Genomic DNA, 14,285 nt, shown 5'->3' with positions numbered 1-14,285 from the left:
GACGTGGAGGCGAGGGTGACGGCGGGCACACGGACCACTTGAATTCCGGTGTGGCGGCCCTGGCCAACGCCGCCCCGCATTGTGCAGAATGCCCGTGCCGCAGGTCACAGCGCTCCCGAGAGGCGAGACGGTGGCCCACGGGCCGAGTGCGACCGATAAACTGTTCACGGACGACGCCGGGCGCTGCCTTGCGTCGTCTGCAAATGATCAGCCAGCAGCCGCTGCAACCACAGGGAGCGTTGTGTCCCGTCGCCTGTTCACCTCGGAGTCTGTCACCGAGGGCCACCCGGACAAGATCGCTGACCAGATCAGTGACACCATTCTCGACGCGCTGCTGCGCGAGGACCCGACCTCCCGGGTCGCCGTCGAGACGCTGATCACTACCGGCCTGGTGCACGTGGCCGGCGAGGTCACCACCAAGGCCTACGCGGACATCGCGACCCTCGTCCGCGAAAAGATCCTGGAGATCGGCTACGACTCCTCCAAGAAGGGCTTCGACGGCGCCTCCTGCGGAGTGTCGGTGTCCATCGGCGCACAGTCCCCGGACATCGCGCAGGGGGTCGACGCGGCGTACGAGGCCCGGGTCGAGAGTGCCGCAGCAGGCGAAGACGTGGACGAGCTGGACCGACAGGGCGCGGGCGACCAGGGCCTGATGTTCGGCTACGCGTCCGACGAGACGCCGACCCTGATGCCGCTGCCCGTCTTCCTGGCGCACCGTCTGTCCAAGCGCCTCTCCGAGGTCCGCAAGAACGGCACCATCCCCTACCTGCGCCCGGACGGCAAGACACAGGTCACCATCGAGTACGACGGCGACAAGGCGGTCCGCCTGGACACCGTGGTCGTCTCCTCCCAGCACGCCTCGGACATCGACTTGGAGTCGTTGCTCGCCCCCGACATCCGCGAATTCGTGGTGGAACCGGAGCTGAAGGCCCTGCTGGACGAGGGCATCAAGCTGGAGACCGAGAACTACCGGCTGCTGGTCAACCCGACCGGCCGCTTCGAGATCGGCGGCCCGATGGGCGACGCCGGCCTGACCGGCCGCAAGATCATCATCGACACGTACGGCGGTATGGCCCGCCATGGTGGGGGCGCCTTCTCGGGCAAGGACCCGTCCAAGGTCGACCGCTCGGCCGCCTACGCGATGCGCTGGGTCGCCAAGAACGTGGTCGCCGCAGGCCTGGCCTCCCGCTGCGAGGTGCAGGTCGCCTACGCCATCGGCAAGGCGGAGCCGGTGGGCCTGTTCGTGGAGACGTTCGGCACCCACAAGGTGGAGCCCGAGAAGATCGAGAAGGCGATCGAGGAGGTCTTCGACCTGCGTCCGGCCGCGATCATCCGGGACCTCGACCTGCTGCGCCCGATCTACGCCCAGACGGCGGCATACGGACACTTCGGCCGTGAGCTGCCGGACTTCACCTGGGAGCGCACCGACCGGGTGGACGCCCTGCGCGCCGCCACGGGGCTGTAGCCTCGCGCCCGTCCTCGCAACGCATCGAGGCCCGGCCGCCCTTCGGGAGGCCGGGCCTCGGCAGGTCCCGCCGCCCGGCGGGCCTGTGCCGGGCGCGTACCGCTGGCCGACTCCTGGGAGCCATTGGCCTTGGGAAGCTGCTTCGCGTGCGCGGGGTGAACGCGGGCGGGCATCGGCTGACGCCGCGCTGTCGGTGCCGTTTGGTAAGAATGCAAGCGTGAGCAGCGAGAACGGACGGGGGGACGGCGCCCAAGGGGCAGCGCCGGAGCAGCTCGCGCTCATCCGGGAGAGCGTGCGCAAGGCGAACACGCCCCGGGCCAAGCCGCGGACCTGGCGAGGGGCCGCGCTCGCCGCGCGGTTGCCCGTCGCACGGGTGTTGGTCGACAAGGGCGTCCTGCACTTGGACCGGTACTTCGACTACGCGGTTCCCGAGGAACTCGACGAGCAGGCGCAGCCCGGGGTCAGGGTGCGGGTGCGGTTCGGGGCCGGGCGGCACCGGGTGCGCGAGGGGCGCCGCGAGGGCGGCGGGCTGGTCGACGGCTTCCTCATCGAGCGACGGGCCGAGTCCGACTACTCCGGGCCGTTGGCCGCCCTGGCCCAGGTCGTCTCGCCGGAGCCGGTGCTGAGCGAGGAACTGCTGGGACTGGCGCGGGCCGTCGCCGACCGGTACGCGGGCAGCCTCGCCGACGTGCTCCAACTGGCCGTGCCGCCCCGCAGCGCGCGCGCCGAGCAGCGGCCCTCGCCTGCGGCGCTGCCACCACCGAGCGCACCGGACACCGGTTCCTGGGACCGTTACGAGCACGGGCACGCCTTCCTCGGGGCGCTGGCCTCAGGAAGAAGCCCCAGGGCCCTGTGGCACGCGCTACCGGGTCCGCTGTGGAGCGAGGAACTGGCCCGGGCCGTCGTCGCCACGCTCGCCTCGGGACGCGGCGCCCTCGTCGTCGTACCGGACGGGCGGTCCGCCACGCGGGTCGACCGTGCACTCACCGAGCTGCTGGGCGAGGGTGCCCATGCGCTGCTGACCGCCGACGCCGGACCCGAGAAGCGGTACGCGCAGTGGCTCGCCGTGCGGCGGGGGTCCGTGCGCGCCGTCGTCGGTACCCGGGCGGCCATGTTCGCCCCGGTGACGGATCTGGGCCTCGTCGCGATCTGGGACGACGGTGACGACAGCCACAGCGAGCAGCACGCGCCACAGCCCCATGCGCGGGACGTGCTGCTGCTGCGGGCAGCTTTGGACAAGTGCGCTTTTCTGGCTGGAAGTTGGAGCTGCACGGTGGAGGCCGCCCAGCTCGTCGAGAGTGGCTGGGCCCGACCGCTGGTCGCCGGGCGTGAGCAGGTGCGGCGGACCGCGCCTGTGGTTCGGACCGTCGGCGACGACGACCTCGCGCGCGACGAGGCCGCCCGTGCCGCCCGGCTGCCCAGCGTCGCCTGGCAGGTGGCCCGTGAGGGGCTGCGTCACGGGCCGGTGCTGGTCCAGGTGCCCCGGCGCGGATACGTCCCGCGCATGGCCTGCGCCCGGTGCCGGGCTCCCGCGCGGTGCCGGCACTGTGCGGGGCCGCTCGAAGGCAAGGACGGGGGCCTGCTGGGGTGCGGGTGGTGCGGGCGCGTGGAGAGCGGTTGGCACTGTCTGGAGTGCGGTGGTTTCCGGCTCCGAGCACAGGTCGTGGGTGCGCGGCGCACCGCCGAGGAGCTGGGGCGGGCCTTCCCCGCCGTACCCGTGCGCACCTCGGGGCGCGAGCAGGTGCTGGACACCGTCCCGGGCACGCCGGCGCTAGTGGTGAGCACACCGGGGGCCGAACCGGTCGCCGAGGGGGGGTATGCGGCGGCCCTGCTGTTGGACGGCTGGGCGATGCTGGGGCGGCCAGACCTGCGGGCCGGAGAGGAGGCGCTGCGCCGCTGGATCGCGGCGGCAGCGCTGGTGCGGCCACAGGAGCAGGGCGGGACGGTCGTAGTGGTGGCCGAGCCGACCTTGCGGCCGGTGCAGGCGCTGGTGCGCTGGGATCCGGTCGGGCACGCAGTACGGGAGTTGACCGAACGGGCCGAGCTGGGATTCCCGCCGGTGTCGCGGATGGCGGCCGTGTCCGGAACGGCTGCGGCCGTTGCCGAGTACCTGGCAGCCGTCGAGCTGCCGCCGGACGCCGAGGTGCTGGGGCCGGTACCGCTGCCGCCGACGCCGCCCGGCCGACCGCGCAGGCCCGGCGCGGCGCCGCCCGGCGAGCACTGGGAACGGGCACTCGTCCGGGTACCGCGGGGCAGCGGGGCCGCGCTGGCCTCCGCGCTCAAGACCGCGCAGGCCGCTCGCCTGGCCCGGGGGAGCGGGGCGCCGGTCCGGGTGCGGATCGATCCACCGGACATCGGGTGACGGGCACCTGGGTTGCGTATGCCCTCCCGGAGGACTCGCGGGAGTCTCCTAGGAGGGCGGTGTTCGGCGCGTCAGCCGTTGCGCGGTCCGGGGAAGGCCGACGGCCGGTTGTCCTCGCGCAGCGTCGGGCTGCCCGAGGTCGGCTGGCTGGGCATGGAACGGGCCGCCGGGACCGTCGGCAGGCCCGCGTTCGCGCTGACGGTGCGGGTGCCGGATGGCTCCGGCGTCCGCTCGCCCTCGGCGGGCGCCTGGGCCGACGCGCGGCGCGCGCCGTAGCGGCGGTGCACCGCCTGCTTGGTGACCCCGAGCGCCGAGCCCACCGCGTCCCACGAGAAGCCGAGCGAGCGGTCGAAGTCCACGGCGGCCGTGACCAGGGTTTCGACACTGTCCCGGAGCTCCTGGGCGAGGCGGACCGTCGGGGCGGGAGCACGTCCGTAGACGACAAAGCCCGTGGACGGGCCGGTGCGGCGCGGGCGGTAGACGTTGCCCAACTGGGCGGTGAGCGTGCGCAGCGCGTCCACCTGCCGGCGGACCCGCTCGATGTCCCGCACCAGCAAGTGCAGGCTGGCCCGGGCCTGGGCGTCGTGGGTTGCGTGGTCGGCCATGAACAAGCCTCTCGAACCGGCGTTGAAAGGATATTGGGCCGCGAACGCGGCCCGATGTGGTCAACTCTTTCTTGACCAACGCGCCTGTGGTCCGCTGGTCACGGGGTGGGGCGTACCGGCATATGCGTACGCCCGTCGCCCGCCCTTGCGCCGTTCGCTGCCGTGTGTTGCTGTTCACTGCTGGTCGGCCGGGGCAGCGGACGACGTGTCGGTGGAGGATCTCCGTCCACGGCTGTCCGGTCGTGGTCATTACACTGGTGTGCTGCCCGTCCGAACCCCGCCCGAGAGGCCCGATCCCGTCTATGAAGCTCGTCTTCGCCGGTACCCCCGAGGTCGCCGTTCCCGCTCTGGACGCCCTGATCGCCTCCGGGCGGCACGAGGTGGCCGCCGTCGTCACGCGGCCCGACGCGCCCGCCGGACGTGGGCGCAGGCTGGTGGCGTCGCCCGTGGCCCAGCGGGCGGAAGAAGCCGGGATCGAGGTGCTCAAGCCCCTGAAGCCGCGGGACCCGCAGTTCCTCGCGCGGCTGACGGAGATTGCGCCGGACTGCTGCCCGGTCGTGGCGTACGGTGCCCTGCTGCCGAAGGCCGCCCTTGACATCCCGGCACACGGTTGGGTCAACCTGCACTTCTCACTGCTGCCCGCCTGGCGCGGAGCCGCGCCGGTGCAGCACGCCCTCATGGCGGGTGACGAGATCACGGGCGCATCCACGTTCCTCATCGAGGAAGGCCTCGACTCCGGACCCGTCTACGGCACCGTGACGGAGCGGATCCGGCCCACCGACACCAGCGGGGACCTGCTCACCCGTCTCGCCTTCGCGGGCGCCGGTCTGCTCGCCGCCACCATGGATGGCGTCGAGGACGGCACCCTGAAGGCCATGCCGCAACCGTCCGACGGCATCACCCTCGCACCGAAGATCACCGTCGAGAACGCCCAGGTCGACTGGGCGGCGCCCGCACTGCGCATCGACCGGGTCGTCCGCGGATGCACCCCGGCGCCCGGCGCGTGGACCGCCTTCCGCGGCGAGCGGCTCAAACTCATTCAGGTCAGGCCGGTGCCCGAGCGGACCGGTCTGGTGGCCGGGCAGCTGGCGGTGGGCAAGAACAGCGTGCACGTGGGAACGGGGTCGTACGCCGTCGAACTGCTCTGGGTGCAGGCCCAGGGCAAGAAGCCCATGCGTGCGGCCGACTGGGCGCGGGGCGTCCGCATCGCGGACGGCGAGAGGCTCGGCGGCTAGTGCCGCGGTGAGCGACGTGTGTGCGACGGCGGTGAATGTCGCCTGACGCCACCAAGCCCCGGCGGTGCGGACGGCCCGGACCACGGGCGCGGTCGTGGCCCCGGACGGCGGGGGTGAGGGTGTGCCGACGTAGGCTTGAGGGCGCACCTCATTCTTCACATCCGGAGCACCTTTTTCGTGAGCGAGCAGTCCCGGCGACCCCGCAAGTCCGCCAAGCCCTACCGCCGTCCCCGCAAGGACCCCGTCCGCTTCCTGGCCTTCGAGGCTCTGCGCGCGGTCGACGAGCGGGACGCGTACGCCAACCTCGTGCTGCCGCCGCTGCTCAGGAAGGCGCGCGAGAGCGGCGACTTCGACGCCCGGGACGCTGCCCTCGCCACCGAGCTGGTGTACGGCACGCTGCGCTGGCAGGGCACGTACGACGCCGTCATCGCCGCCTGCACCGACCGGCCGCTGCGCGAGGTCGACCCGCCGGTGCTGGACGTGCTGAGCCTGGGGGTGCACCAGCTGCTCGGTACGCGGATCCCGGCGCACGCCGCCGTGTCCGCCACCGTCGAGTTGGCGCGGGTGGTCCTCGGGGACGGCCGGGCCAAGTTCGTCAACGCCGTGCTCCGCAAGGTCGCGCAGGACGATCTCCAGGGGTGGACCGACAGGGTCGCGCCGCCGTACGCGGAGGACCCCGAGGACCACCTCGCCGTCGTGCACTCGCACCCCCGCTGGGTCGTCTCCGCGCTCTGGGACTCCCTCGGCGGCGGGCGCGCCGGCATCGAGGACCTGCTGGCGGCCGACAACGAGCGCCCGGAGGTCACGCTGGTGGCGCGGCCGGGACGGGCCACCACCGAGGAACTCCTGCGTGAGGAGGCTGCCGTACCGGGACGCTGGTCCCCCTACGCGGTGCGACTGGCCGAGGGCGGTGAGCCGGGCGCGGTCCCGGCGGTGCGCGAGGGCCGCGCAGGCGTCCAGGACGAGGGGAGCCAGCTGGTCGCCCTCGCGCTGGCGAACGCTCCGGTCGACGGGTCCGACGAGAAGTGGCTCGACGGGTGTGCGGGGCCCGGTGGCAAGGCGGCGCTGCTGGCCGCCCTCGCGGCCGAACGCGGGGCCGAGCTGCTGGCCGCGGAGAAGCAGCCGCACCGGGCTGGCCTGGTGGCCAAGGCCCTGCACGGCAACCCCGGGCCGTACCAGGTCATCGCCGCCGACGGGACCCGGCCCCCGTGGCGGCCCGGTACCTTCGACCGGGTCCTGATGGACGTGCCGTGCACCGGGCTCGGCGCGCTGCGCCGGCGTCCGGAGGCACGCTGGCGGCGGCGCCCCGAGGACCTGGACAACTTCGCGCCGCTCCAGCGCGCCCTGCTGCGCACCGCACTCGACTCGGTGAGGGTGGGCGGGGTCGTCGGCTACGCCACCTGCTCGCCGCACCTCGCTGAGACCCGCGCGGTCGTCGCGGACGTGCTCAAGCAGTGCCCCGCCACCGAGCTGATCGATGCCCGCCCGTTGCTGCCGGGCGTCCCCGCACTCGGCGAGGGGCCGGACGTTCAGCTGTGGCCGCATCTGCATGGCACCGACGCGATGTACCTGGCCCTGATCCGCCGGACGGGCTGACTCCGACCCACAGAACAAGGCTTATGACCTGGTAAGTGTGATTAGTCGTCTCGCCTGTGGACCGGCGCGAACATCAGTGCCGCGGGCATGGCAGGCTTGGGTCATGGCCGTGCAGATCAACCCCAGCATCCTGTCCGCCGACTTCGCCCGCCTGGCGGAGGAGGCCAAGGCGGTCCGAGGCGCCGACTGGCTTCACGTCGATGTCATGGACAACCACTTCGTCCCGAACCTCACGCTCGGTGTGCCGGTCGTGGAGTCCCTGGCGCGTGCGACGGGTACCCCTCTGGACTGCCATCTGATGATCGAGGACCCGGATCGCTGGGCACCCCAGTACGTCGAGGCGGGTGCTTCGTCGGTCACCTTCCACGTGGAGGCCGCCGCAGCCCCGGTGCGGCTTGCCCGGGAGATCCGCGCCAAGGGCGCCCGCGCCTCGATGGCGCTCAAGCCGGCGACACCGATCGAGCCGTTCGAGGACCTGCTGCCGGAACTCGACATGCTGCTGATCATGACGGTCGAGCCGGGTTTCGGCGGCCAGGCGTTCCTCGACCTCATGCTGCCGAAGATCCGCCGCACCCGTGAGCTGATCGACAAGCACGGTCTGCAACTGTGGCTGCAGGTCGACGGCGGAGTCTCGGCCTCGACGATCGAGCAGTGCGCGGACGCGGGAGCGGACGTGTTCGTCGCCGGCTCGGCCGTGTACGGGGCGAAGGATCCCGAGGAAGCGGTCGATGCATTGCGTGCGCAGGCGGAAGCGGCCACCGCCAGGGCGTCCTGGGGATGCAACCACTGAGCCACAGATACATGAACGGTTAAGAGAACGGCGCCCTTCAGGGCGAATCAGTTGCGCCGAATCTGCAAGGATGAACGGCGAATCCAGAATGTGAACAGCAGTGAGGAGATCGCCGTGTCGGGTATGTCGGCGGGCCGGTCAGCCATGCGGATGGGACCCGCTGAGCTGGTCCAGGCGGCGGCCATGGCCCGCCGCTTCTACCTTGAGGGCAAGTCCAAGATCCAGATCGCGGAGGAGTTCGGCGTCAGCCGCTTCAAGGTGGCCCGGGTCCTGGAGACGGCCCTCGAACGGGATCTCGTACGCATCGAGATCCGTGTGCCGGCCGAGCTGGACGCGGAGCGCTCCGACGCGCTCCGTGCCCGCTACGGTCTGAGGCATGCCGTCGTGGTCGAATCCCCGGCCGATGCCGAGGAGACCCCCGACCCCGAGAACCTCGGTGAGGTGGCCGCCGACCTGCTCGGTGAGCTCGTCAACGAAGGTGACGTACTCGGTCTGGCCTGGGGCCGGTCCACCATCCATATGGCGGCGGCGCTCAACCGGCTGCCGCCGTGCACGGTGGTGCAGCTGACCGGCGTGTACGACGCCGGGACCGCCGAGCGCGGTTCCGTGGAGGCAGTCCGCAGGGCCGCCCAGGTGTCCGGCGGTGACGCGCACCCCATCTACGCGCCGATGCTGCTGCCGGACGAGGCCACCGCGGCGGCGCTGCGCAACCAAACGGGAATCGCCCGGGCCTTCGAGTACTTCGACAAGGTCACGGTCGCCTGCGTCTCCATCGGTTCCTGGGAACCGGGCATCTCGACCGTGCACGACATGCTCAGCGACGAGGAGCGCGCGCACTACGCCTCGCTCGGCGTCGCCGCCGAGATGTCCGCGCACCTCTTCGATGCCGACGGGCGACGGATCGGACGGGACCTGGGGGAGCGCTGCATCACCGTCAAGGCCGACCAGTTGCGTCGTATCCCGGAGGTCGTGGCGATCGCCGGCGGTCAGCGCAAGGCGGCTGCGATCGACGCGGTGCTGCGTTCCGGACTGGTCACCAGCCTGGTGACCGACACCTCAGCCGCCGACTACCTGATGACGGCGGGGTCGACGCCGAAGCCCGCACTCAGCCGGGCGGACCCGGACGGAGCCTGACGGGACCCTGTGACCCTCGGCGGCGCGGCCCCTTCCCACCAGGGCTGAAGGCCGGCTGGAAGGGGCCGGAGAGGGCTGGGCGTCGGGTGTGGCTCGGGCTGGGTCGCCGGTGGGCTTCGCTCCGGCCCGGTGGCGCTCGCGCTCTCCTCGACGAGGGCGGGCGCGTCTCCACGGCAGGGGCACTGGCGTCTTCGGGAACTTCGAGGAGCACCTGTCCGACCAGTGGTGGACCGCACTTCCGCCCTCGATGTCCTCCTGGCCCTGGGAGGAGCTATCCCGACTTGGAGGATCCTCCCAAGCGCCCTGCGGGCAGCCTGGATGTTCTGTCGGGGCATGTCAGGGGCTTCGGCATGGGAGAATGAAGTACGTGCTCTTTCCCCCTGGCACACCTGTCCGGGGGTCACCTCTGATCGACTGGGATGTGCAGCACGTGCGTTTCCTCAACGACATCCAGCCCGCGTACGACCTGACGTACGACGACGTGTTCATGGTGCCGAGCCGCTCCGCGGTGGGCTCGCGTCAGGGCGTGGACCTCAACTCGCCGGACGGCACGGGCACCACCATCCCGCTCGTCGTCGCCAACATGACTGCCATTGCCGGGCGCCGTATGGCCGAGACGGTGGCCCGCCGCGGCGGCCTGGTGGTCATCCCGCAGGACATCCCGATCGACGTCGTCACCGACGTCATCTCCTGGGTGAAGAGCCGTCACCTGGTTCTGGACACCCCGATCGTGTTGGCTCCGCACCAGACCGTCGCCGATGCCCTGGCGCTGCTGCCCAAGCGGGCGCACAACGCCGGTGTGGTCGTGGACGACGACCACCGGCCCGTCGGCGTCGTCACCGACGCCGACCTGAGCGGCGTTGACCGCTTCACCCAGCTCGAAGTGGTCATGTCCAAGGACCTGCTGCTCCTCGACGCGGACATCGACCCGCGCGAGGCCTTCAACACGCTGGACACCGCCAACCGCCGCTACGCCCCGGCCGTGGACGCCCATGGCAGGCTCGCGGGCATCCTCACCCGCAAGGGCGCCCTGCGTGCCACGCTCTACTCGCCGGCCACCGACGCGAACGGCAAGCTGCGCATCGCCGCCGCCGTCGGCATCAACGGTGATGTCGCGGGCAAGGCCAAGCAGCTGCTCGACGCCGGCGTGGACTCCCTCGTCATCGACACCGCGCACGGTCACCAGGAGTCGATGATCAGCGCCATCAAGCTGGTGCGTGCCCTCGACCCGCAGGTGCCGATCGCCGCCGGCAACATCGTCTCCGCCGAGGGTGTCAAGGACCTGATCGACGCTGGTGCGGACATCATCAAGGTCGGCGTCGGCCCCGGCGCCATGTGCACGACCCGCATGATGACCGGTGTGGGCCGGCCGCAGTTCTCCGCGGTGCTGGAGTGCGCCGCGGAGGCCAGGAAGTACGGCAAGCACGTGTGGGCCGACGGCGGTGTCCGCCACCCGCGCGACGTGGCCATGGCCCTTGCGGCCGGCGCGTCCAACGTGATGGTCGGCTCCTGGTTCGCCGGCACCTACGAGTCCCCGGGCGACCTCCAGCAGGACGCCGAGGGGCGCCTCTACAAGGAGTCGTTCGGCATGGCCTCCGCACGCGCGGTGCGTAACCGCACCTCCGAGGAGTCCGCGTACGATCGCGCTCGCAAGGCGCTGTTCGAGGAGGGCATCTCCACCTCCCGGATGTTCCTCGACCCGGCCCGCCCCGGCGTCGAGGACCTGATCGACTCGATCATCGCGGGCGTCCGTTCCTCCTGCACCTACGCCGGTGCCGGCTCCCTGGAGGAGTTCGCCGAGAAGGCCGTCGTCGGCATTCAGAGCGCCGCCGGATACGCCGAGGGCCAGCCGCTGCACGCCAGCTGGAACTGAGCGACCCTCCCGTACGGCCCCCGATCGAACCCGTGCCGGGATCGGTCCGGGGCCGTCGTGGTCCGCGCGCCCACACCCGCACCGCACCTGCCGCGGTCCGCTGCGGTGGTGCCCCCGCGCCGCCTCCCACTTCTGGCGGCGGGCGATGGGGCGGGCGGGTGACTCCGGGGGCGACTGCAGGCCGGCCCGACCACCGTGACCTGGCTCGTGTTCGTTGTCCGGACCGCCGCCGGGCTCGTGTTCTACTTCGTGTAGCGGCCATCGCCGTTCCCGCCTCGCGACCGATGACGACCCCGCGGCGGCGGCAGAGAGACGACCGACCGAAGAAGTGAACCACCCGTTGTGCTGAACGATCTCGACGAACGCATCGTGCACGCCCTCGCCGAGGACGCCCGTCGTTCCTACGCGGACATCGGGCAGATGGTCGGCTTGTCCGCGCCCGCGGTGAAGCGGCGCGTGGACCGGCTGCGTGCCACGGGGGCCATCACCGGATTCACCGTCCGGGTGGACCCGGCGGCGCTCGGCTGGGAGACCGAGGGATACATCGAGATCTACTGCCGGAGAAACACCTCCCCCGAGACCATCCAACGAGGCCTGGAGCGCTATCAGGAGGTCGTCGCCGCGTCGACCGTCACGGGTGATGCGGATGCGATCGCCCAGGTCTTCGCCTCCGACATGCGCCACTTCGAGCGGGTGCTGGAGCGTATCGCCGGCGAGCCGTTCGTGGAGCGGACCAAGTCGGTGCTGGTGCTGTCACCGCTGCTGCGGCGGTTCTCGTCGGGGGCGCCGGGGTAGGGCGCCGGCCGGCCGCCGCGCGGTGCTTCCTTGAGGGACAGCGCCGCGTCCGTCGGTCTCCGACCACGCGGTGCCCGTCTCGGGCAGGGCCGTTCCACCGGACCGCGACCGCCCGGTGGTGGGGGCGCCGGGCAACGGGCGGTTCAGTCGGAAGCCGCGACGGACCAGGGGCGCGAACTGCCGGCCTGCCTGTGCGCCGAGCCGCTCAGCGCCCACCCGGCGCAGGGCGGCGCGGTCGTCGAACTCCCTGCGGGGAGGGGTGCTCCGGGCCGGCCGACGGCCGGCCCGGACACCGTGCCGGGACCGTCGTTCACTCCGCCGTCTTGCGGGCCAGGGCGTTGTTCCCGATCGAATTGTGCACGCTGAAGCTCACCGCGTCCGAACGGTAGCGATCGTCCGACCACTCCACCGGCCGTCCTTCGCGGGTCGTGGTCACGCGGCGCACCCGCAGCAGCGGGCTGGTGCGGCGGATGCCGAGCAGTTCGGCGTCCTGGGCGCCCGCCGACACCGCGTCGATGACATGCTCGCCGTATGCGAAGACCAGCCCGGTGTCGTCGTACAGGCGCTGGGTGACCGAGGGGCAGTCGGTCTCGATCGCCTCGACCGCCGGGGCGATCCAGTCGGCGTACACCGTTCGTTCCAGCAGGACCGGCTCGCCGTCCAGACCGCGCACCCGCAGGACGTGCAGCACGGGCGTGCCGACCGGCAACTGGAGGCGTACGGCGTCCTCGGGTCCGGCCGGGCGGTGCTCCTGGGCCACGACGTGGCCGGTGGCCTCGCGGCCCATGGCCCGCGCCCACTGGGCGAAGCTGCGCAGTTCGGCGAAGCTCTGGCTGCGGCGGCTGGCGAGGACCACCCGGCGGGCGCCCTGGCGGGAGCCGATCAGGCCCTCGGTGGTGAGGGCGGCGACCGCCTGCCGGACCGTCCCGCGCGAGACACCGTAGCGGGTGGCCAACTCCGACTCCGAGGGCAGTCGGCTGCCGACCGTGTACTGCTCGCGGTCGATCGCCCGGCGCAGTTCGTCGGCGATCTCCTCGTGTCGCGCGGTCATGCTTCCCCTCTGCTCAGGTCGATGTGCACAGCGTGACCAGCCTAATCGAGGTCAGCGGTGATCCATGTCGATGACGAATGTATAAAGAATGGCGGGTCAGGGTTTGGCCAGAGTTTACGAGTGGGCCACCAGCGGAAGGCGTACTGAGGTCAACTTGTTCAGACAAGTTGCCCCTTAGTTCCTGTAGCTCCTGAACTTTCGCGCGTCCCCTGGAGAAGCTGTGACCGTGTCCCTGCCGAGACAGACCGTCCTGAGTGGTTCCCTTGCCGTCGTCGCCGCGCTCGCGCTGAGCGCCTGCGGCGCCGCCCCCGACAACTCATCGACCACCAAGGACGGCAAGAACACCGCTACCGCCACTTCGGCGGCCGACTTCGGCGGAATGTCCCAGCTCGTCGCCGCGGCCAAGAAGGAAGGCACGCTGCACGCCATCGCGCTGCCCCGTGACTGGGCCAACTACGGCGCCCTCATCGACGGCTTCCAGAAGAAGTACGGCATCAAGGTCGACGTCGAGAACCCCGACGGCTCCAGCCAGGACGAGATCAACGCGGTCACCTCGCGCCAGGGCCAGAACCGCGCCCCGGACGTCGTCGACCTCGGCAGCTCCTTCGCGCTCAGTGCCGCCCAGCAGGGCCTGCTGGCGCCGTACAAGGTCGCCGGCTTCGACGACATCCCGGCCACCCAGAAGGACGCCAAGGGCCGCTGGTACAACGACTACGGCGGCTACATCTCCATCGGCTGTGACGCCAAGCGGGTCAAGGTCTGCCCCAAGACCTTCAAGGACCTGCTCAAGCCGCAGTACAAGGACCAGGTCGCGCTCAACGGCAACCCCACCAAGTCCGGTTCGGCCTTCGCCGGGGTCTACGCGGCCTCCCTGGCCAACGGCGGCTCCTTCGACAACATCCAGCCCGGCATCGACTTCTTCGCCAAGCTGAAGAAGAGCGGGAACTTCACACCGGTGGAGTCCACCCCGGCCACCGTCGAGAAGGGCGAGACCCCGATCAGCATCGACTGGGACTACCTCAACGCCGGGTACGCCGACGAGTTCAAGTCCAAGGGTGTCGACTGGCAGGTCGCGGTGCCCACGGACGGACAGTTCTCCCAGTACTACTCCCAGGCCGTTAACAAGGACGCCCCGCACCCGGCGGCCGCCCGCCTGTGGGAGGAGTACGTCTACAGCGCCGAGGGCCAGAACCTGTGGCTGAAGGGCTACGCCCGCCCCGCCCGGATGAACGCCATGCAGAAGGACGGCACGCTCGACCAGGCCGCCGCCGCCAAGCTCCCGAAGGTCAGCGGCACGCCCGACTTCCCGACCGAGACGCAGCAGAGCAAGGCGAAGCAGGTCCTCGGCCAGAACTGGAGCAAGGCCATCTCCGGCTGAG

Annotated in this window: 11 protein-coding genes; 9 read left to right on the top strand and 2 right to left on the bottom strand. The window is 71.4% G+C overall.

Translation table 11 applies throughout. From position 1 onward, the window contains the following. Positions 1-241 precede the first annotated feature (241 nt). Positions 242-1,465: a methionine adenosyltransferase gene (gene metK / locus LK06_RS04075; protein WP_039649023.1), complete on the top strand. Its 1,224-nt coding sequence runs from the start codon at positions 242-244 to the stop codon at positions 1,463-1,465. Between the two features lie 217 nt (positions 1,466-1,682). After that, a complete protein-coding gene (locus LK06_RS04070) occupies positions 1,683-3,827 on the top strand; it encodes a primosomal protein N' (protein WP_039649025.1) in 2,145 nt (714 codons plus the stop codon). Positions 3,828-3,898: 71 nt separating this feature from the next. On the opposite strand, the gene LK06_RS04065 is transcribed toward LK06_RS04070, so the two are convergent. Beyond that, positions 3,899-4,432: a hypothetical protein gene (locus tag LK06_RS04065; RefSeq protein WP_039649026.1), complete on the bottom strand. Its 534-nt coding sequence runs from the start codon at positions 4,430-4,432 to the stop codon at positions 3,899-3,901. Positions 4,433-4,734: 302 nt separating this feature from the next. Between LK06_RS04065 and fmt the strand changes: the two genes are divergently transcribed. The 6 genes from fmt (at position 4,735) to LK06_RS04035 (ending at position 11,855) form a co-directional block, all read left to right on the top strand. Further along, a complete protein-coding gene (gene fmt, locus LK06_RS04060; protein ID WP_043434083.1) occupies positions 4,735-5,667 on the top strand; it encodes a methionyl-tRNA formyltransferase in 933 nt (310 codons plus the stop codon). A 177-nt stretch (positions 5,668-5,844) separates the two neighbouring features. Further along, positions 5,845-7,263, top strand: coding sequence for an RsmB/NOP family class I SAM-dependent RNA methyltransferase (locus tag LK06_RS04055; protein ID WP_039649030.1), 1,419 nt, complete (start codon positions 5,845-5,847; stop codon positions 7,261-7,263). Between the two features lie 103 nt (positions 7,264-7,366). Beyond that, positions 7,367-8,053: a ribulose-phosphate 3-epimerase gene (gene rpe / locus LK06_RS04050; RefSeq protein WP_039649032.1), complete on the top strand. Its 687-nt coding sequence runs from the start codon at positions 7,367-7,369 to the stop codon at positions 8,051-8,053. A gap of 90 nt (positions 8,054-8,143) precedes the next feature. Beyond that, positions 8,144-9,187, top strand: coding sequence for a sugar-binding transcriptional regulator (locus LK06_RS04045; protein ID WP_039649034.1), 1,044 nt, complete (start codon positions 8,144-8,146; stop codon positions 9,185-9,187). 430 nt (positions 9,188-9,617) lie between these two features. Beyond that, positions 9,618-11,060 (top strand): GuaB1 family IMP dehydrogenase-related protein, encoded by a 1,443-nt coding sequence (locus tag LK06_RS04040; protein WP_039649140.1) that lies wholly within the window; start codon positions 9,618-9,620, stop codon positions 11,058-11,060. Between the two features lie 342 nt (positions 11,061-11,402). Then, positions 11,403-11,855 (top strand): Lrp/AsnC family transcriptional regulator, encoded by a 453-nt coding sequence (locus tag LK06_RS04035; RefSeq protein WP_030343799.1) that lies wholly within the window; start codon positions 11,403-11,405, stop codon positions 11,853-11,855. A gap of 310 nt (positions 11,856-12,165) precedes the next feature. Here LK06_RS04035 and LK06_RS04030 read toward each other — a convergent pair whose 3' ends face one another. Continuing rightward, positions 12,166-12,906, bottom strand: coding sequence for a GntR family transcriptional regulator (locus tag LK06_RS04030; protein ID WP_043409498.1), 741 nt, complete (start codon positions 12,904-12,906; stop codon positions 12,166-12,168). A 220-nt stretch (positions 12,907-13,126) separates the two neighbouring features. On the opposite strand from LK06_RS04030, the gene LK06_RS04025 reads away from it, so the two are divergent. Next, positions 13,127-14,284, top strand: coding sequence for an ABC transporter substrate-binding protein (locus tag LK06_RS04025; protein ID WP_043434086.1), 1,158 nt, complete (start codon positions 13,127-13,129; stop codon positions 14,282-14,284). Position 14,285: the final 1 nt, after the last annotated feature.

This window comes from Streptomyces pluripotens, from assembly GCF_000802245.2.
Lineage (GTDB): Bacteria > Actinomycetota > Actinomycetes > Streptomycetales > Streptomycetaceae > Streptomyces > Streptomyces pluripotens.
Note: the sequence above shows the minus strand (reverse complement) of the source record. Positions and strands in the feature narration are given on the sequence as shown.